Source organism: Pseudorhodobacter antarcticus, from assembly GCF_900110135.1.
GTDB classification, from domain to species: Bacteria; Pseudomonadota; Alphaproteobacteria; order Rhodobacterales; family Rhodobacteraceae; genus Pseudorhodobacter; species Pseudorhodobacter antarcticus.
In genome coordinates, this window is sequence record NZ_FOCO01000021.1 from 19,373 (window position 1) to 37,002 (window position 17,630).

16 protein-coding genes are annotated in these 17,630 nt (G+C 59.9%); 6 read left to right on the forward strand and 10 right to left on the reverse strand.

All coding sequences use genetic code 11. The features are described from left to right. Positions 1 to 23 precede the first annotated feature (23 nt). From BMY36_RS11505 to BMY36_RS11535, 7 genes are all read right to left on the reverse strand, one after another. The gene (locus BMY36_RS11505; RefSeq protein ID WP_050521525.1) at positions 24 to 653 is read right to left on the reverse strand and encodes an ABC transporter ATP-binding protein; all 630 of its coding nucleotides are present in this window, start codon (positions 651 to 653) and stop codon (positions 24 to 26) included. Beyond that, positions 650 to 2,353, reverse strand: coding sequence for an ABC transporter permease (locus BMY36_RS11510; RefSeq protein WP_050521524.1), 1,704 nt, complete (start codon positions 2,351 to 2,353; stop codon positions 650 to 652). The genes BMY36_RS11505 and BMY36_RS11510 overlap by 4 nt, the downstream gene beginning before the upstream one ends. Further along, the gene (locus BMY36_RS11515) at positions 2,350 to 3,534 is read right to left on the reverse strand and encodes an ABC transporter substrate-binding protein (protein WP_050521523.1); all 1,185 of its coding nucleotides are present in this window, start codon (positions 3,532 to 3,534) and stop codon (positions 2,350 to 2,352) included. Before BMY36_RS11515 ends, BMY36_RS11510 begins: the two co-directional genes overlap by 4 nt. A gap of 19 nt (positions 3,535 to 3,553) precedes the next feature. Continuing rightward, on the reverse strand, positions 3,554 to 4,162 hold the full coding sequence (locus tag BMY36_RS11520) for a CDP-alcohol phosphatidyltransferase family protein (protein WP_050521522.1): 609 nt from the start codon (positions 4,160 to 4,162) through the stop codon (positions 3,554 to 3,556). A 105-nt stretch (positions 4,163 to 4,267) separates the two neighbouring features. After that, on the reverse strand, positions 4,268 to 5,401 hold the full coding sequence (locus tag BMY36_RS11525; RefSeq protein WP_050521521.1) for a CaiB/BaiF CoA transferase family protein: 1,134 nt from the start codon (positions 5,399 to 5,401) through the stop codon (positions 4,268 to 4,270). A gap of 3 nt (positions 5,402 to 5,404) precedes the next feature. Continuing rightward, on the reverse strand, positions 5,405 to 6,025 hold the full coding sequence (locus BMY36_RS11530; protein WP_050521520.1) for a DsbA family protein: 621 nt from the start codon (positions 6,023 to 6,025) through the stop codon (positions 5,405 to 5,407). Next, a complete protein-coding gene (locus BMY36_RS11535; protein WP_050521519.1) occupies positions 6,022 to 6,564 on the reverse strand; it encodes a DUF721 domain-containing protein in 543 nt (180 codons plus the stop codon). Before BMY36_RS11535 ends, BMY36_RS11530 begins: the two co-directional genes overlap by 4 nt. 58 nt (positions 6,565 to 6,622) lie before the next feature. Here BMY36_RS11535 and mutY point away from each other — a divergent pair, with 58 nt between their 5' ends. Together mutY and BMY36_RS11545 are read left to right on the forward strand one after the other, a co-directional pair. Beyond that, positions 6,623 to 7,669 (forward strand): A/G-specific adenine glycosylase, encoded by a 1,047-nt coding sequence (gene mutY, locus BMY36_RS11540; RefSeq protein WP_231579808.1) that lies wholly within the window; start codon positions 6,623 to 6,625, stop codon positions 7,667 to 7,669. 47 nt (positions 7,670 to 7,716) lie between these two features. Then, positions 7,717 to 8,856 carry an alkane 1-monooxygenase gene (locus BMY36_RS11545; RefSeq protein ID WP_050521548.1) on the forward strand — a complete coding sequence of 380 codons (1,140 nt, stop codon included), beginning with the start codon at positions 7,717 to 7,719 and terminating at the stop codon, positions 8,854 to 8,856. 83 nt (positions 8,857 to 8,939) lie between these two features. Here BMY36_RS11545 and BMY36_RS11550 read toward each other — a convergent pair whose 3' ends face one another. Together BMY36_RS11550 and BMY36_RS11555 are read right to left on the reverse strand one after the other, a co-directional pair. Next, complete coding sequence (locus tag BMY36_RS11550) at positions 8,940 to 10,058, reverse strand: site-specific DNA-methyltransferase (protein WP_050521518.1); 1,119 nt, start codon at positions 10,056 to 10,058, stop codon at positions 8,940 to 8,942. An 87-nt stretch (positions 10,059 to 10,145) separates the two neighbouring features. Next, the gene (locus tag BMY36_RS11555; RefSeq protein WP_050521547.1) at positions 10,146 to 10,781 is read right to left on the reverse strand and encodes a ribonuclease HII; all 636 of its coding nucleotides are present in this window, start codon (positions 10,779 to 10,781) and stop codon (positions 10,146 to 10,148) included. Positions 10,782 to 10,944: 163 nt separating this feature from the next. On the opposite strand from BMY36_RS11555, the gene BMY36_RS11560 reads away from it, so the two are divergent. The 4 genes from BMY36_RS11560 to BMY36_RS11575 all read left to right on the forward strand — a co-directional run bounded on the left by BMY36_RS11560 (position 10,945) and on the right by BMY36_RS11575 (position 14,421). Continuing rightward, complete coding sequence (locus tag BMY36_RS11560) at positions 10,945 to 11,229, forward strand: hypothetical protein (RefSeq protein WP_050521517.1); 285 nt, start codon at positions 10,945 to 10,947, stop codon at positions 11,227 to 11,229. Beyond that, entirely contained in the window at positions 11,201 to 11,905 is a 705-nt protein-coding gene (locus BMY36_RS11565) for a winged helix-turn-helix domain-containing protein (protein WP_050521516.1), read from the forward strand. Before BMY36_RS11560 ends, BMY36_RS11565 begins: the two co-directional genes overlap by 29 nt. Positions 11,906 to 12,075: 170 nt before the next feature. Next, entirely contained in the window at positions 12,076 to 13,170 is a 1,095-nt protein-coding gene (locus BMY36_RS11570; protein ID WP_050521546.1) for a carboxynorspermidine decarboxylase, read from the forward strand. Positions 13,171 to 13,182: 12 nt separating this feature from the next. Beyond that, positions 13,183 to 14,421 (forward strand): saccharopine dehydrogenase family protein, encoded by a 1,239-nt coding sequence (locus tag BMY36_RS11575; RefSeq protein WP_050521515.1) that lies wholly within the window; start codon positions 13,183 to 13,185, stop codon positions 14,419 to 14,421. Here the strand turns inward: BMY36_RS11575 and BMY36_RS11580 are convergent. Beyond that, the gene (locus tag BMY36_RS11580; RefSeq protein WP_050521514.1) at positions 14,416 to 17,604 is read right to left on the reverse strand and encodes a 4Fe-4S dicluster domain-containing protein; all 3,189 of its coding nucleotides are present in this window, start codon (positions 17,602 to 17,604) and stop codon (positions 14,416 to 14,418) included. The genes BMY36_RS11575 and BMY36_RS11580 overlap by 6 nt on opposite strands. Between the last annotated feature and the right edge of the window lie 26 nt (positions 17,605 to 17,630).

Consider the following 17,630-nt stretch of genomic DNA (forward strand, 5'->3'; position numbering starts at 1 on the left):
CCCACCAACCCGCGCAGCGCAAGTCAAAGCTGTACCACCACACCGCCCGCTGCCTCGGCGTCACTGGCATCATGCGTGACCATCAATGCCGGAATCGCCCGCGCGCGCAAATGATCAAACACAAAGGCCCGAATTTCCGCCCGCAGCTCTTTATCCAACCGCGAAAAGGGCTCATCCAACAACAACGCCAACGGCTCCGCCAACAAGGCCCGCATCAACGCCGCCCGCGCCCGCTGCCCGCCCGACAATGTCGCGGGGTCACGGCCCGCAAACCCAGCAAGCCCTGCTTGCTCCAACGCTTCCTCAACCGCCGCGCGCCGCGCCGCGCCCCGCACCCCGCGCGCAAGGCCAAAGGCCAGATTATCGCCCACCGACAAATGCGGAAACAGCATCGCATCTTGAAACAACACGCCAATGCGCCGCGCCTCAGTAGGCAGGGCCAGCATATCACGGCCCGCCAATTCCACCCGCCCCGACACGGCAAACCCATACACCAAATGGCCACCAATCGCGTCGAGCAAGGTCGATTTGCCAATCCCCGACGGGCCCATCAGCGTGGCAACCTCGCCCCCCGCCACCTGCAAACTGACAGGCAGAAACAGCGGCGCACGCCCTTTTGGCCCCACCGATACATCAAACAACCCAAGGCTCATCGCGCCCCTCCCTGCAACCCGCGCCGATTGCGGTACACCAATGCTGGCACCAGCAGCGCAGCGCCATAGGCCAAAAACGGCAGCCCGGCCTGCAACACCGCGTACACCCCCACAATCCTGCGATCGGACCCGCTGGCCAGCGTCACCGCTTCGGTTGTCAATGTCGCCACGCGCCCCGCCCCCATGAACAAAGTCGGCAAATATTGCGCCACCGACACCGCAAACCCAACCGCCCCCGCCACCATCAACGGGCGCACCAGCATCGGCAATTTCACCGCTACCAACCGCCGCCACGGCGATGCCCCCAGCGCCGCCGCCGCACGCAAATGCTGGCGGTCCAGCGCGCGCCACGGGTCCGACAACGCGATCATAACATAGGGAAACACGAACAACATCTGCGCCCAGATCACGGCCAACATTCCGCCGCTGATACCCATCTGCAAAAATAGCACGTTCAATCCGTATAAAAACCCGATTTGCGGCACCAACAGCGGCAGATAAATCATCACCTGCGCCCAGCCTGCCCGTCCCCGCCGCGCGCGGTCCTCGCCCTCCAACCACGCGATGGCCAGCGCCAGTGACGCCAGCATGGTCGCCACTCCAATCACAATTGTGGCCCGCGCCGCATCGCCCCAGCCCGCACCCGGCGTCATCCACGCCCGCATCGACCAGCTTTGCGGCAAGGCCTGCGGAAATGACCAACGCCACGCAAACGACCACACCAACAACGACAGCAGCGCCAAAATCCCCAACGCAAACAACACTGCAACCATCCCGCCAGCCACCCACAGCCCAGGCCCCGCCGAATGTCCGCGCCCACCGCGCCGCAACCACCACAGGCCAACACGCCGCGCCACGCCCTCGGCCACAATCCACAGCCCAATCGCCCCTGCAACCACCCCCACCTGCATCAACGCCGCCGCCGATGCAGGCAAAATCAGCGCAATATCAGGCGCGGAAAACCAACGCACAATCGCAACCGAAAACGTGGGCGGGTTCGACGGCCCAAGGATGATCGCCAAATCCACCACCGACAGCGAAAACGCCAGCACGATAAAAATCGGCAGCCTTATCAACGGGTAAACCTGCGGCAAGATCACCTTGGCCCACACCATTCCGCGTCCATACCCCAACGCGCGCCCCGCCGCCAACTGTCCGCGCACTGGCAATTGCCCCAGCGCAGACCCCATAATCAACAACAAAAACGGCACTTCCTTGATCAGCAATCCAATGATCAGCGCGACACCCCAACCATCGTTTACAGTTGCCAAATCCGGCGGACGGTCCCACCCCGTCACCCCCGGCGACAACATCCGCGCAATCCACCCCGATGGGGTCAACAAAAACGCCAAACCAATTGCCAGCGCGGCGTGGGGGGCCGCCAAAAGTGGTATTAACGCCCGCCCCATCAGCCCCGCCCAGCGCCCATACACCAGCGCCACAAATCCCGCCGCCAGCACCAGCGCCAACACGGTGGACCCAACGCCCGTCACCAAGGTCAGCCGCAAATTGGTCCCGAACCCAGGCAAATCCAGCAAGGCCCGCCACGCATCCAGCGACCAATCCACCGCACTAATCGCAGGCAAAACCCCAAACGCTGCGCGCGCCGTCTGGGCAAATCCCGCAATGATGGGCAACACAAACCCACCCAGCAAGGCAAGGGCCACAACACCCCTCAGCGCGCGGCCATCAGCCTTCATTTGATATAGCGTTCGCCCCAAGCCTCAACCAGCTTGGTCATCCAGCTTGCATGTGGCTCCAACAACGTTGGCCCCAGATCGGCCAACCTTGGCAGCGCGGGCGACGAAGGAAGGTTGGCAAACAGCGCCGCCTCCTCCGCGTTCAACTTTGTTGCGTCCAGCACCGAAAAACTGCCCAACACCTCGATGTTTTGCTGATGCGCCTGTGTCGCGGGTTCCAGCAAAAAGTTCGCCACAACCTCTGCGCCTTCACGGTTCGCCGCATTATACGGAATCGCCACAAATGAGATATTCCCGATCGACCCATCCCGCGGCACAAAAACCCGCGCGGTGTCTGGCAACAACCCTTCGGCAATTGCCCCTGCCGCGGATGCCGGGTCAAACGACACGCCAAAATCCACCTCACCATCGTTCAGCATCTGCTGCTGCACCGATTGGTTTTCCGGGAATGTCGCGCCCTCACGCCACATCAGCGGGCGCAGCGCATCATACCACTGCCACAAAAACCCTGTGGCCTGCGCAAACGCTTCCTCCGTCACCGGGGCCTGCAACGCGGCTTTGTCTGGCGCAAATTCCACCAGCGCCTGTTTCAAAAACGTCGACCCCATGAAGTTGCTCACATCGGGGTGCGTCACCCGTCCCGGATTGGCCTGCGCATAATCCAAGAAACCCGCCATATCCTTTGGCGGCTCTGTCACCACGGCACTGTCATAGGTGAACACAAACCGCGCCAACCGCCACGCAGATTCGTAACCTTCAACTGGCACCGTGAAATCCACCGACGCCGCCGCATCCGGCCCAAGGTCAAGATACCGCGCATTGGGCAGGTCCGTCGCAAACGGCCCGTGCAGCAAGCCTTGTTCCTTCATCGACAGGAAATTCGGCCCGTTAATCCAAATCATATCCACCGACCCGCCGCTGTCCTTGCCCGCCGCCTTCTCCGAAATCACCTGCGTCACGGCCGTGGCGGTGTCGGTCAGCTTCACCTGCTCCACCTTCACGCCGTATTTCGCCTCCGTCTGCTCCCCCACCCAAACGATAAACGCGTTGGTCCGCGCATCCCCGCCCCAAGCGTTCCAATACACGGTCTGGCCGCGCGCCGCGTCCAGCGTTTGCTGCCAGTCGGCCAGCGCAGGGGTGCCAAGGCCGAGACTTAGGGCGGCGATAATTAGGGGGCGCATAATGGCTCCAATCTAAGGGTCAAAGGTCAGAAAAACTGCGCCAGCCCGCATGCCAGCGCAAGAAAGTGGTCAACAAACACGCAGCGGCAAAGGCATAGGCCAGCGGCACAAACCATGCCGGAAACAGACACATCACAACGAACAGCACAATGGTTTCCGTGCCTTCCGTTAGCCCGCCAAGGTAATAAATCCCCTTGGTCGGATAGACCTCCGCCGTCATCCCTCGCTTGGCCGCGATCACCGCAAAGGCCAAAAAACTGGACCCAGTGCCAACAAAGGCGCAAATCAAAACCGCCGCCGCCAGCGCATTTGCAGGGTCCGCCAACGCAAACCCAAGGGGAACGGTGGCATAGAAAAAGAAATCCAGCGCGATATCTAAAAATGCGCCCCGGTCGGTGGCCCCCGCCTTGCGCGCCATAATCCCGTCCAGCCCATCGGCCACCCGATTTGCCAAAATCAACACCAGCGCCAGCCAAAACCACCCCAGCCACAGCGCAGGCAGCGCCAACAGCCCAACCGCAAATCCCGCCAGCGTCATTTGGTCTGCGCCCACACCCCGCGCTGCAAAGGCCCGCGCAGGGACCTCCAGCGCGGCCCGCAGTGGGGGCAAAATCAGGGCATCAATCATTCAAAAGGCCTTTACCGGGACGCCCAAGGCATAGGACAAACTGACCCGGCCTGTCAGCCCCCAACGGTGTTACATCTGCACACAATGGCGTCAGCGCGGGCGGGCTTACCCTTTACCCAACACCGCATCCTGATGTTCACCCAGCTTCGGCGCGGGTCGGTCCAACGCCAACTCCGCCCCCGAAAACGTTATGGGGGACCGCACACCCGGCAACCCATCGGGCGCAATTTGCATGCTCCGCGCAATCACTTGGGGGTCAGCAAACACCTCGGCCAAATCATTGATCGGCCCGGCAGGCACCCCCGCCCCTTCGCATGCCGCCAACAAATCGGCCTTGCTGCGCTGCTTGGTGGCGCGGCCCAACGCCTCGGTCATGGCCACGCGGTTCACCACGCGGTCCGCGTTGGTCGCAAACTCCGCCGCCGTGCCCATCGCCCCCATACCCAACACGTCGCAAAACCGTTGGTACTGCCCATCATTGCCCACGGCAATAATGATAAAACCATCGGCGCAATCAAACACCGCATAGGGCGCAAGGTTCGGGTGCGCGTTGCCCATCATCCTTGGTGCGACCCCTGTGGTCAAATAATTCATCGACTGGTTCGCCATAATGCCAGTCGCCACATCAAACAGCGCCATATCAATTTGCTGCCCCAAGCCCGTGCTGGCCCGCTGATGCACCGCTGCCAAAACAGCCGTTGCCGCATAAACCCCGGTGAAAATATCCGTCACCGCCACGCCCACCTTTTGCGGCTGGCCATCGGGCGCACCTGTGACTGACATCAACCCAGACATGCCCTGAATGATAAAATCATACCCGGCCCGCTGCGCATATGGCCCGGTTTGCCCAAACCCCGTGATCGAACAATAAATCAACGCCGGGTTCACGGCGGCCAAACTGGCATAATCCAACCCGTATTTCGCCAGCCCACCAACCTTGAAATTCTCAATCACCACATCCGCGTCCGCGATCAGCCGCCGCACGGCCTCCTGCCCCTCAGCCGTGCGAAAATCCACCACGACGGACCGCTTACCCCGATTGGTCGCATGGAAATAGGCGGCGGAACGGTCGCCCTCGCGTTCAATAAAAGGGGGGCCCCAGCGGCGGGTATCATCGCCCTCCGGTGCCTCCACCTTTATCACATCGGCCCCCAAATCGGCCAAGGTTTGCCCCGCCCACGGGCCCGCCAAAATGCGGGCCAGCTCAATCACCTTCAAACCAGCAAGCGGGGCGGCCACGGCTTATTTCGCCAGTTCAGCGTCAAGCAACGCTTTCAAATCGGCATAGTTCATGTTGCTGTGCTGCACCCCGTTCAACATAAACGACGGGGTCGATGTGATGTTATCCGCCTTGGTGTCCTCTTGATATTTGTTCACCATCGCTTGCGCCATCGCAGCGTCGTTCAGACAGGCATCCAGCGCATCATTTTCCAGCCCGGCCGTCCGGCCCACGCGGCGCAGGTTTTCCACCACAGTCGCCGGATCATCCGACGCGGCCCATTCTTGTTGGGTGGAATACAAAATCTCTTGGATCCCAAAATACCGCAAATCACCCCCACAGCGCGCCACCATCGCCGCCCACAACCCATAGCGGTCGAAAAACACCTCGCGGTACACGAACTTGATCTTGCCAGTATCAATGTAATCGCGCTTCAAATCCTTGAACACCTGTTGGTGGAATGTCGCGCAATGCGGGCAGGTATAGGATGCATATTCGGTCAACACGACCTTCGCATCGGCCTTGCCCAAAAACATATCCGGCACCACCGGCAACACCGGCGCCTCGGCGGTTTGCGCCCACAGGGGCATCGCGGTGCTTGCCATCGCAACAGCAAGGGCGGCGGTAAAGTCTCTGCGGTTCATAATTTGCCTCTTTGTGATTTGGCACGAGATAAGAAGTTTTGCGTCAAAGATTCAAGGGCATCACGCAACGCATTGTCGTGAACACCCTCCGCCGCGCGCTCCGCTTCGGCCTTGATCGCCGGGTCGGGCGCTGGTTTTGGCGCAGGCGCGTGGGTGAAACTGGGTTGCCCCTCGGCAAATCCAGTCGGCGCAGTCTGCGTCAACATAATCCGCGAAATCGCCGCATATCCGTAACAAGCGTTGACCTTTTCCTTGATCACCGGCAGTTGCATTTGCACCATCGGCGCGTTGGATGATGTGGTCAGCAGCGTCAACGCCGCCCCCATGCCCCCCTTGCCATAGCCGATTTTCACAGGCCGCGTGATGGCCGCCACCTCAACGCCCACAATCTCCGCCCATGCGGTCAAAAGCCGCGTCACCGCGAATCCCCGCGTCTCGCCCGCCGTCCGAATCCGGTCCTTCAACAGGTTCGACGTCGCCTCAAACCCTCGCAACCGCCGGATTTTCGCCTGATATGTCCCGCCCTGCGCCTGCTTCATCTGGTCATTCCCTCAACTCCCGCTATCTTAACGCGGGCAACGAAAGGTGCCAGCACCAATGACCCTAAAAACAGGATTAAACATGCACGGTGAGGCGGCAACCCTGTTGGCATGGTACGACGTTAACGCCCGCACAATGCCGTGGCGCAGCCCCCCCCGCAGTGGCATCCGCCCCGACCCCTACCGCATTTGGTTGTCCGAGGTGATGCTGCAACAAACCACAGTGGCCGCCGTGCGCGCCTATTTTACCCGTTTCACCGCGCGTTGGCCCACAGTCAGCGATCTGGCAGCGGCGCAAGATGCCGATGTCATGGCCGAATGGGCGGGCCTCGGCTACTACGCCCGTGCGCGCAACTTGCTAAAATGTGCGCGCGCCGTCCGTGCGCGCGGCGGGTTTCCCACCGATTACGCAACCCTCCTTACCTTGCCCGGCATCGGCCCCTACACTGCCGCCGCCGTCGCCTCCATCGCGTTTGATCAGCCCGCTACCGTGGTCGATGGCAACGTCGAACGCGTCATGTCCCGCCTGTTCAACGTCCAAACACCTCTGCCACAGGCCAAACCCGAACTCACCACCCTCGCCGCATCCCTCACCCCGCAAACCCGACCCGGCGATTACGCCCAAGCCGTCATGGACCTTGGCGCAACCATCTGCACCCCCCGCAACCCCGCCTGCGGTATCTGCCCTTTGCGCCAATTCTGCGCGGCATGGGATGTGGGCACCCAAACCACCCTGCCCCGCAAATCCCCTAAGCCCGAAAAACCAACCCGCATCGGTGCCCTTTGGCTCGCCCGCCACCCAAACGGCGATTGGCTGGTCGAGGCACGGCCAGAAAAGGGCCTTCTGGGCGGCATGACAGGTTTTCCCGGCATGGGCTGGGACAAATCCACCGCCCATGACGCCCCCCCGATCACGGCCAACTGGGAAAATTTGGGCAAAATCCGCCACACTTTCACGCATTTCCACGCCGATCTAACCGTGCTGGCCGCAACCACCACCGCCGCGCCCAATCACGGGATGTTTCAGCCCGTTAATCCTGAAAACCTGCCCACATTGATGCGAAAGGCCTATGACCTTGCGTCTGGAACCCTTTTGAAGCGTTGACCGACCCATCCCACCCCGCCATCATGCGCAAAACCAAGGGGCCTGATATGACCGTTATTCCCGCTGCCGACGTAATCCGCCCCCACCACGCCCTGCCGTTCTGGCTGTCTCTGGGCCTAATCCCCGTTGCCATCACCTCAGCCCTCTTGGGTGGTTGGACGGTTTTGCTCATCCCCGTCGCCTCCTGGGGCCTGTTCTCCTTGCTCGATGCGATCCTCGGCACCAATCCCGACAACTCCGACCTCGACACCCCCGAAAGCGGGCTCATGTGGTACCGCGCCATCACCATCATCTGGTTTCCAGCCCAATTTGCCCTCCTTTGCTGGCTCCTCTGGTACGTCCCCCGCGCCGACCATCTCGGCACCCTTGAATCCATCCTGATTTTCTTCGGCATGGGCGTGATTTCCGGCACTATTGGCATCAATTACAGCCACGAACTCATGCACCAAAAATCAAAACTCGAACGCTGGCTCGCCGATCTTCTTCTCGCCTCCGTCCTTTATTCCCACTTCCGCTCCGAACATCTGCGTGTCCACCACCTTTACGTCGCCACCCCCCGCGACCCTGTAACCGCCCGTTATAATGAAGGATTTCACCGCTTTCTTCCCCGCGTTCTGCGCCAGTCCATCACCTCAGCTTGGAATGCTGAAAAGGCGATGCTCGCCCGCCGCAACCTGCCCGTAACCCACCCCAGCAACCCATTCTGGCGTTATGCGGCACTCCAAATCGGGATGCTCATTCTGGCATTGGCGTTGGGCGGTTGGATGGGGCTGGCCCTGTTTCTTTATCAGGCCGCCACCGCAATCTGGCAGTTGGAACTGGTGAATTTCATCGAACATTACGGCCTCACCCGCCGACACCTTGGTAATGGAAAATACGAACATGTCATGCCTCGCCACTCGTGGAATGCCGATCATACCGCCTCAAACTGGCTCTTGATAAATTTGCAACGCCACTCCGACCATCACTACAAACCAGACCGCCGCTTTCCCTTGCTGCAAACCTACACTGATGCTGATGCGCCACAGCTGCCCTATGGCTATCCGGTTATGACCACCGCGGCGATGGTGCCACCGCTGTTTCGCCGCATCATGAACCCCCGCGTTCGGGCGTGGCGGCGGAAATACTATCCCGATATTACGGATTGGCACACCTATAACAAAGCGCTCAACCCCGCGCCCCAGTAAACAAAAAAACCCGCCATGCAAACGCACACGGCGGGAAAGTGGTGTCGGGGTAAATCCCCAACACAGGCGGTAAACTTAGGGGGTCAGTTGGGCCGAACGTCGTCCATCTCGGCCCGGATTTGCTGGCGCAGAATGTCGATGGATACCATCTTTCCTTCGCGCTTGAAATGCCAATATGTCCAACCATTACAACTTGGTGCGCCTTCCAGCGCGGCTCCAACCTGATGGATGGACCCCTTAACATCATTGCCAATCAACGTGCCATCGGCGCGCACTTTGGCCTTGAAACGGTTGCCGATGGAATACAATTCCTCACCCGGCCGCAGCATCCCACGTTCCACCACTTGCCCAAACGGCACGCGTGGCTCTGACCGTTTTGACCCGGTGATTTCCAGCGCCGAAGCGTCGAATTTCCGCACCTTGGCAATCCGCTTTTCGGCCACCTTGCGGTACGCCTCCTCACGCTCAATCCCGATGAAATCACGCCCCAACATTTTTGCCACAGCCCCTGTGGTTCCTGTGCCAAAGAACGGATCAAGGATGACATCACCCGGATTTGTTGTGGCAATAAGAACACGGTGCAACAAGCTTTCGGGCTTTTGCGTTGGGTGCGCTTTGTCGCCCGCCTCATCCTTCAGACGCTCGTGACCGGTGCAAATTGGCAACACCCAATCAGACCGCATTTGCACGCCTTCGTTCAACGACTTCAGCGCTTCATAGTTGAACGTGTATTTCGCACCCTCATCCCGGCTGGCCCAGATCAGCGTTTCATGCGCGTTGGTCAGGCGTTTGCCGCGAAAATTCGGCATCGGGTTCGACTTGCGCCACACCACATCGTTCAGCAGCCAATAGCCCTGATCCTGCAACGTTGCGCCAACCCGAAAGATGTTGTGATACGATCCAATAACCCAAATCGCACCATTCGGTTTCAGCAACCGTTTGGCCGCCGCCAACCATCCTTGGGTAAACTGGTCATATTTCGCAAAGCTGGAAAATTGGTCCCAATGATCGTCGACTGCGTCCACCTTGGAATTGTCGGGCCGGTGTAAATCGCCTTTCAACTGCAAGTTATAGGGGGGGTCCGCAAAAATCAGGTCAACCGACCCGGCGGGCAAGCTGTTCATCACATCAATGCAATCGCCCGCAAGGATTTGGTTAAGCGGCAGCATCGCTGCCTCCGGTACTTTCGTTTTAATCGCCATCTTTGCCTCGTGTCCCGCGCATTTTGCGTCGTTTTGTTAAGGACAAAGATGAGTCATTCCTGATTCGCCGTCAAATTCTTTATTGAATCAACTACTTACCGATTTATCTTGATACAAGATATTGTGTACAGGTTTGAACGAACGTCTATGATGCGCGGTGACCCCAAGATTTAGGAGCGCAGACTGATGCTCTTTTGTCGGATATCCCGCGTTGCGCGCCCAGCCATAGCCTGGAAACTCCCGGTCCAGCGCTGTCATGATGCGGTCGCGTGTCACTTTTGCCACAATCGACGCCGCAGCGATCGAAAGGCACAGCGCGTCACCCTTAATTATCGCTTGCCCCGCGCAGGGCATGTCGCGCGGCAACAGATTTCCATCAATCAATGCATAATCGGGCGGCACGGGCAGCCCCTGCAATGCCCGCACCATGGCCAAATGGCTGGCGCGCAAAATGTTCATCGCATCAATTTCTTGCACCGTCGCATGCGCGATGGAAACTTCCGCAGCTTCCATAATCGCATCAAACAACGCTTCACGGCGCTTGGCGGTCAAGGCTTTGCTGTCGGCCAAACCCGCTGGCACCCGGTCCGGCAACAGCCGCACGGCGGCCGCTGTCACGGGCCCTGCCAACGGCCCCCGCCCCACCTCATCCACCCCCGCAACGCAGGCAAAGCCTTGGGCCAAGGCTGCGGTTTCAAATTTGTCATCGGCTGTGGCTTTCATGCGGTTAACAAATCTGAAACCGATTGGAATGAAAAGGGGCCTGATGTCGGCTGGCCGCAGCGATGAAATGCAATAACTGCCGCGACATCGGGGTTTGATATTGAATATCAACGCGGCTTGCAGGCAGATTGGTGGGGTGCTGCGGACCGGAAAGGATCTTGCCATGAAACGATATCTTTTGGCTGCCATGTTCAGCCTGATGCTGGCAGGGGCGGCGCAGGCGGAGTGTTTTGCCGATTATAAGGCCAAGCAAGACAGCCCCTTGCGGCTGCATTATGGGGTGGTTGCGGTGCCGGACGCCGCCTGTTCGGTGCGGGCGGCGGCGGGTGTGATTGCACCGCGGCTGGCGAAACGGGGGTGGACCTTGTTGAATGTTGTTTCGGTTTTCGGGCCGGACGGCCTTGCGGAAAGGAAAGCCAATGCGGGCGCTTACTTCCTCTCCTTCTGAAAGTTTACGGGCGGGCAACCGGGTCGTTGCGGGCGGCATCGCGGCGATTGTGGTGATTTTGCTGGGCACCGCGGTGTTTTTGTTTCTGAATCTGCCCGATGCCAACGCTTTCAATGCGCGGGTGGAACGGATTTTTATGGAGAACGACGGCCTGACCACAGGGGCTGAGATTAAGCTGTTGGAAATTCTGGCCCAATCGGGGACTGCGTTTTCGGGGGTGCTGGCCAGCTACCGCGTTGTGATCTTTGTCTTGCTGGTGTTTGCGACGGCGTTGATGGTGGCGGCGCTAGTTTTTCTGGTTACGATCATCGCTTTGAACAGGCGGATTTCGGCGATTCAGCGGTCGGGGATTCAGGTTTCCAGCCTGCTGATCAGTCGGGAAACGAACGCGGTTTATATCAATGATTTGGAGTTTAAGCTGACTGAGGCGGCGATTGAAACGCTGTCAGTGCTGGCGGAGGCGCGGATGGATGATGATGTGATGACGGGCGCCCAGATTGAAGGGGTGATTTCGGGACGAGATTCGTCGGATTGTGAGGAGGCCGCGGGGGCCACGCGGGTGAAACGGCTGCGGGACGCGCTGGGAAATCAGTTGGTTTCTGAATTGCTGGTCAAAACGATTGCCCGGCGGGGCTATGTTTTGGCGGTGGGCAAGGATGTGATCCGCATGATGTGAGGCTGCGAAATCGCGCGCGATGCGGGACGTAACCCACTGATATAAAACGGGTTCGCGATTTTCATTTACCAAATCTTAACACTCGCATCGCGGGCATCGCAGGCCGCTGGCTTGCACCAAGGGGCCCTGTGGCCTATATCCCCCTTTCTTGCCATGAACCGGGGGCTGCCATGATTCCAACGCCGTATTACTTGATTGATAAGGCACGGCTGGCGGCCAATATGACCGCCATGGACCGCTTGCGCGAGCTGTCGGGCGCGAAATGTTTGCTGGCGCTGAAATGCTTTGCGACCTGGCCCGCGTTTGACGCGATGCGCGACCATATGGACGGCACCACGTCATCCAGCCTGTATGAATTGCGGTTGGGGCGGGAGCGGTTTGGCAAGGAAACTCACGCTTATTCCGTGGCTTGGGCGGCAGATGAGGTGACGGAGGCGGTGACTTACGCCGACAAGATTATCTTTAATTCCATCAGCCAATTGTTGCGGTTTGACGCGGAAACGGCGGGGATTGCACGCGGGTTGCGCTTGAACCCGCAGTTTTCGACATCGCATTTTGATTTGGCGGACCCGGCGCGGCCATTTAGCCGTTTGGGCGAATGGGATTTGGCAAAATTGGAGGCGGTGAAGGATAAAATTTCCGGCGTGATGATTCATTACAACTGCGAAAACGGCGATTTTGACCTGTTTGACCAGCAGTTGACGCGGATTGAAACCGAATTTGGCGCGTTTTTGGCAGGGCTGGAGTGGGTGAGCCTTGGCGGCGGCATCCACTTTACTGGCGATGGCTATCCGCTGGAACGGCTGGCTGCGCGGTTGGCAGCGTTTGCGCAGCGGTTTGGCGTGCAGGCGTATTTGGAACCGGGCGAGGCGGCGATCACTGGGGCGGCGAGTTTGGAAGTGTCGGTGCTGGATATTTTGAACAACGGCAAGGACTTGGCGATTATCGACAGCTCGGTTGAGGCGCATATGCTGGATTTGCTGATCTACCGCGAACCTGCCAAGATGAACGTTTCGGGCGACCACCCCTATATGATTTGCGGGAAATCCTGCCTTGCGGGCGATATTTTTGGCGAGTTTTCATTCCCCGCACCGCTGAAAATTGGCGATCGGTTGAGCATTGCGGACGCGGCGGGTTACACGATGGTTAAGAAAAACTGGTTCAACGGGGTGCGGATGCCCGCAATCGTTTTGCGCGAATTAGACGGGTCGCTGACCGTGGCGCGCACGTTTGATTATGCCGATTTTGAAGGCAATCTGGGCTGAAGGAGGCGGGATATGAAACGCACTGTTTTGATCATTGGCGCGGGCGGCGTGGCACAGGTTGTGGCGCATAAATGCGCGCAAAATAACGATATTTTGGGCGATTTGCATATTGCCAGCCGCACGGTTGCCAAGTGCGAGGCGATTATAGATTCGGTCCGTGCCAAAGGGGCGATGAAGATTGCGGGCGATTTTGGCGTTCACACGTTGGACGCGATGGATGTTGCTGCGGTGGCGGCGTTGATTGGGCAGACGGGCGCGCAGATTGTGATCAATGTCGGCTCGCCGTTTGTGAATATGACGGTGTTGGAGGCCTGTATTCAGACGGGTGCGGCCTGTATCGACACCGCGATTCACGAGGATCCGACGAAGGTGTGCGAGACGCCGCCGTGGTACGGCAATTATGAATGGAAGCGGCGCGAGGCCTGTAAAGCTGCGGGCGTGACGGCGATTTTGGGCGCAGGGTTCGATCCGGGTGTGGTCAACGCGTTTGCGCGCTATGCCGTGGATGCTTGCATGGATACTGTGGAAAGCATTGATATTGTTGATATTAATGCAGGCAGCCACGGGCGCTATTTTTCCACCAACTTTGACCCCGAGATCAATTTTCGCGAATTTACGGGCACGGTTTATGCGTGGCAGGGCGGCGAATGGACCGAAAACCGCATGTTTGAGGTGATGCGTGAGGATGATTTGCCCGTGGTGGGGCGGCATAAGAGCTATCTGTCCGGGCATGATGAGGTGCATTCGCTGGCTGCGCGGTATCCCCACGCCGATGTGCGGTTTTGGATGGGGTTTAGCGACCATTATATTAACGTGTTTACCGTATTGCAGAATTTGGGCTTGTTGTCGGAGCAGCCCGTGGTGACGGCGGAGGGGCTGGAAGTGGTGCCCCTGAAGCTGGTGAAAGCGGTGTTGCCGGACCCATCGAGTTTGGCGCCGGATTATACAGGCAAGACATGTATTGGCGATTTTGTGCGGGGCGTGAAGGACGGCAAGCCTGTCGAGGTGTTTGTGTACAACACGTCCGACCACGCGCAGGCGTTTGCGGAGGTGGGCAGCCAAGGGATTTCCTATACCGCCGGGGTGCCGCCCGTGGCCGCTGCGATGTTGATTGCGAGCGGGGTTTGGGACGTGGGCCACATGGCGAATGTGGAAGATTTGGACCCGAAGCCGTTTTTGGCGCTGCTGAACCGCATTGGCTTGCCGACGCGGATTAAGGATGCTGATGGGGACCGCGCGCTGGTGCTATAGGTCGATGTGCAACGTGCCGTTGGGTTCGGCGGCACGCGAACAGCACAGGATGACGCGGGTTTCGCGTTCGGTTTTTGACAGGACATAATCGCGATGTTCCACCGCTTGGCCCGGTGGAATGGCAACTGCGCACACGCCGCAAATGCCATCGGCGCACTTGGTGGTGATGGGGAACCCATTGGCGGCCAGCACATCAGTGGCGGATTGATTTGCCGGGATGTGTAGGATTTTGTTGGATTTTGTCAGATGCAGGGCGAAGGGGTGGTTGACCCAATCGGGGGTTTCGGGCGTTGCGAAAAATTCGCGGGCCAGCGCAGTTTCGGGCCAATTGTGGGCGGTGGCAGCGGCGAAAACCGCGTCCATGTAGCGGGGGGAGCCGCAGGTGTAGAGTTTGTGGCCGGGCGTGTATTCGGGGATGATTTGGGCAAAGTTGGCGCGGGTGGTGTGGTGAATGTGGGCGTTGTTGGCCCATGGGGCGGCTTGGATTTCGGCGGTGAACCCTGCGGAGTTTGTGGAGTAATGCAGCGCAAAATCGCGGGTTAGCGCGTGCAGGCGGTGCGCCATGGTCAGCATGGGGGTGACGCCGATGCCGCCTGCCATGAGGAGTGAAAAGGGGGCGGATTCGGTTAGCGGGAAGTGGTTGTGCGGCGCGCTGATGAACAGGCGGCGGCCGGGGTGGAAGATGCGGTGCATCAGCGCGGAGCCGCCGCGGCCGTTTGGTTCACGCAAAAGGCCGAGGACGTATTTTGAGGCGTCGGCGGGGTCGCCTGCCAATGAGTATTGGCGCTGGTATTCGGGGGCCACGACCACGTCGATATGCGCGCCGGCGGTGAAGGGGGGCAGATCGGCGCCATCGGCGCGGCGCAGCTCGAACCGGGCGGTGTCGGGGGTGAGGTCATCCCTTTTGGTGATGATGACCGGGAAAACCGGCGGCGCGGCCAGCGGTTTTGGGCCGGGGGCGAGGGTTGTGGTATCGCCGCGCGCCAGTTGCGCCTTGTAATCGGCGGGCAGCAGGAGTTGGCGGTAGCGGGCGATCCCTTCCTCTCGGTTAATCGGCTGGGTCACGGGATAGGGGTGGGGCATGACGTCGGCGGGGTAAACGGCGAGGGTTTGATCTTTGTATTGCAGGTTGATTTGCGGGCTGATGCCGCGCGTGTTGGTAGCGCGGGCGGTGATGTAGCGCCCCGCGCTTGGGTCCAGCTCAATATCCCACCACCATTTTTTCACCGGATTGATGCCGCCGCGACCGAGCTTATCGTCGAGTGCGGCAAGCGCGGGGGCAGTTTGCGGGGCTTTCATCGCGACCCAGCGCACGGCGGATTCGGCGAACAACCCCTCAAGGTTCCACGGGCAGGTTTTCATGCAGCGACCACACATGCCGCCCGCCGCGTTGGTCAGGCGGTAGCGGGTGCATTTTTCGGCGTCGGATTTCCAAATCTCATATCCGTTGTACATCAACTTTGGCCCGGCGGTGATGGCCCCTGATGGACATTCACGCGCGCATTTGTTGCAAGAATTGCAGAAGGTTTGCAGGCCAAAGTCGATGGGCAGGTCGTGGTCCATCGGCATTGTGGTGGTGACGGTGCCCGATTTCAGGCGGGGGCCGAGATAGGGATTGAGGATAACCTCGCCAATCCGGCTCACCTCTCCCAAGCCCGAGAGCAGGAGAAGGGGCGGTTGCAGCACCTCGCCGTCAATCACGGAATGGACGCGGGCATCGAACCCCATACGGCGGATTTGTTCGCCGATCACACCGCCCAGCAGGGAAAAGCGCAGGTAAGCGCGCATGGATTGGGCCACCGAAATCCAGTCATCGCCGGACGCGCCCTCCATCGTCTCATGCCCTTGGTCGAGCAGCAGGTTGACGGCATGGGGGTGGCGGGCGTCGATTGGATCGCCGTTGGAGCCGTGCGAGTACCACGCCCATTCGGGCACGCGGCACAGGCCCACGGCATCGGCGGAGAGGTAATAGCTGGCCGCTTTCAGGTTTTGGGCGTTGGTTTTGGGGTTGGCGGCGTTGGCGGATATTGGGCCGCGCGGGCCACCGAATTGCAGCAGCAACAGCGCACCAAGGGCACGGCGGGCACAGGCGCCGATCGGGCTTTTGACGACATAATAACCGCCCTTGGCCACGTCTTGGACGGATTTTCCCATGTCGCCAAACAGGGCGCGGGCGAAAAATTCGGCGCGTTTGGGGAAACGCGGGATGCGGGGTTCGTCCATATAAGTGGTTGGTTTTTTGACACGTTTTAGGGTTTCAAACGGATAGGGGCCAAGGTGAAAAGGGCGGTTGGCAAAGGGGTGGGCGGTTTTGGCGGAGCGCGCGGAATGGCGACCCACCTGCCAGTCGGGGCCGTGGCTGTGCCAGCCGTTGCGGCCTGCGTTGGGGGCGAGGGGTTGGTCGGGGACCAGTTCCATCGTGGTGGTCACGGCGGCCAGCGCAAAGCGTTTGCCGACATAGGGCGCGGTGCCGGTTTCATCCACCAGCCCCGCGCTGGCAGCAAGGCGCAGCAGGTCAACATCGGACGTGCTGGCGGAATGGGCGCGGGCGGGGTGGCCGAGAAGGCGTAGGTAGCTGGAGATCACCACTGCGGTGTTGTTGGCCAGCAGGGCAGCGCGGTGGGTTTGGGTGCCATCCAACCAATCGGTGCCGGGTTCATCCGTCTCCGGGTCGCGGGTGTATTCCACAAGGAAAACAAGAGCGTGGCTGTGGTGCGGGATGGGGGCATGGGCCATGCGGGCGGCGTCGAGGACATCGGCGTAAATCTGATCTATGCCAGCGGCGTGGGTGGCGGGTTGGCCCTGTTCGAGTTCCGCGCGCAGGGCGTTGATGCCGGGGTTGCGGTGCGGGGTTTTTAAGTGGTGATCGGGGTGCAGGGCCGCGATACCGACCATTGAGGCGTCAAAATAATAGCTGGCGGATTTAAGGTGATCGGAGCGCGCGGCGGGGTTTTCGGGGATTTCGGCGGGGCCATGGGCCAGCGCGCCATCGCGGACCGTATCGAACATGCCCATGAAGCGCGACATGGCGTGGGTAAGGTTTTCGGGGTCTGGGTGTGTGAAATCAAGAGGTTGCGGGGTGGGCAGGTGTGTAAGGTTCACCGGGCCTGCGTGCCGCGCCAGACGTTCCAAAGGAAAGGGACCGAGATGTACGGGGCGATCCTTGATGGAAAACAGGCGCATTTCGGTTCCTTGGTGACCCGTGTTGC

What these genes read in the sequence shown, in the direction of transcription:
- BMY36_RS11505 (WP_050521525.1), bottom strand. Translation starts at nt 653, where the DNA reads ATGAGCCTTGGGTTGTTTGATGTATCGGTGGGGCCAAAAGGGCGTGCG.
- BMY36_RS11510 (WP_050521524.1), bottom strand. Translation starts at nt 2,353, where the DNA reads ATGAAGGCTGATGGCCGCGCGCTGAGGGGTGTTGTGGCCCTTGCCTTG.
- BMY36_RS11515 (WP_050521523.1), bottom strand. Translation starts at nt 3,534, where the DNA reads ATGCGCCCCCTAATTATCGCCGCCCTAAGTCTCGGCCTTGGCACCCCT.
- BMY36_RS11520 (WP_050521522.1), bottom strand. Translation starts at nt 4,162, where the DNA reads ATGATTGATGCCCTGATTTTGCCCCCACTGCGGGCCGCGCTGGAGGTC.
- BMY36_RS11530 (WP_050521520.1), bottom strand. Translation starts at nt 6,025, where the DNA reads ATGAACCGCAGAGACTTTACCGCCGCCCTTGCTGTTGCGATGGCAAGC.
- BMY36_RS11535 (WP_050521519.1), bottom strand. Translation starts at nt 6,564, where the DNA reads ATGAAGCAGGCGCAGGGCGGGACATATCAGGCGAAAATCCGGCGGTTG.
- mutY (WP_231579808.1), top strand. Translation starts at nt 6,623, where the DNA reads ATGACCCTAAAAACAGGATTAAACATGCACGGTGAGGCGGCAACCCTG.
- BMY36_RS11545 (WP_050521548.1), top strand. Translation starts at nt 7,717, where the DNA reads ATGACCGTTATTCCCGCTGCCGACGTAATCCGCCCCCACCACGCCCTG.
- BMY36_RS11550 (WP_050521518.1), bottom strand. Translation starts at nt 10,058, where the DNA reads ATGGCGATTAAAACGAAAGTACCGGAGGCAGCGATGCTGCCGCTTAAC.
- BMY36_RS11555 (WP_050521547.1), bottom strand. Translation starts at nt 10,781, where the DNA reads ATGAAAGCCACAGCCGATGACAAATTTGAAACCGCAGCCTTGGCCCAA.
- BMY36_RS11560 (WP_050521517.1), top strand. Translation starts at nt 10,945, where the DNA reads ATGAAACGATATCTTTTGGCTGCCATGTTCAGCCTGATGCTGGCAGGG.
- BMY36_RS11565 (WP_050521516.1), top strand. Translation starts at nt 11,201, where the DNA reads ATGCGGGCGCTTACTTCCTCTCCTTCTGAAAGTTTACGGGCGGGCAAC.
- BMY36_RS11570 (WP_050521546.1), top strand. Translation starts at nt 12,076, where the DNA reads ATGATTCCAACGCCGTATTACTTGATTGATAAGGCACGGCTGGCGGCC.
- BMY36_RS11575 (WP_050521515.1), top strand. Translation starts at nt 13,183, where the DNA reads ATGAAACGCACTGTTTTGATCATTGGCGCGGGCGGCGTGGCACAGGTT.
- BMY36_RS11580 (WP_050521514.1), bottom strand. Translation starts at nt 17,604, where the DNA reads ATGCGCCTGTTTTCCATCAAGGATCGCCCCGTACATCTCGGTCCCTTT.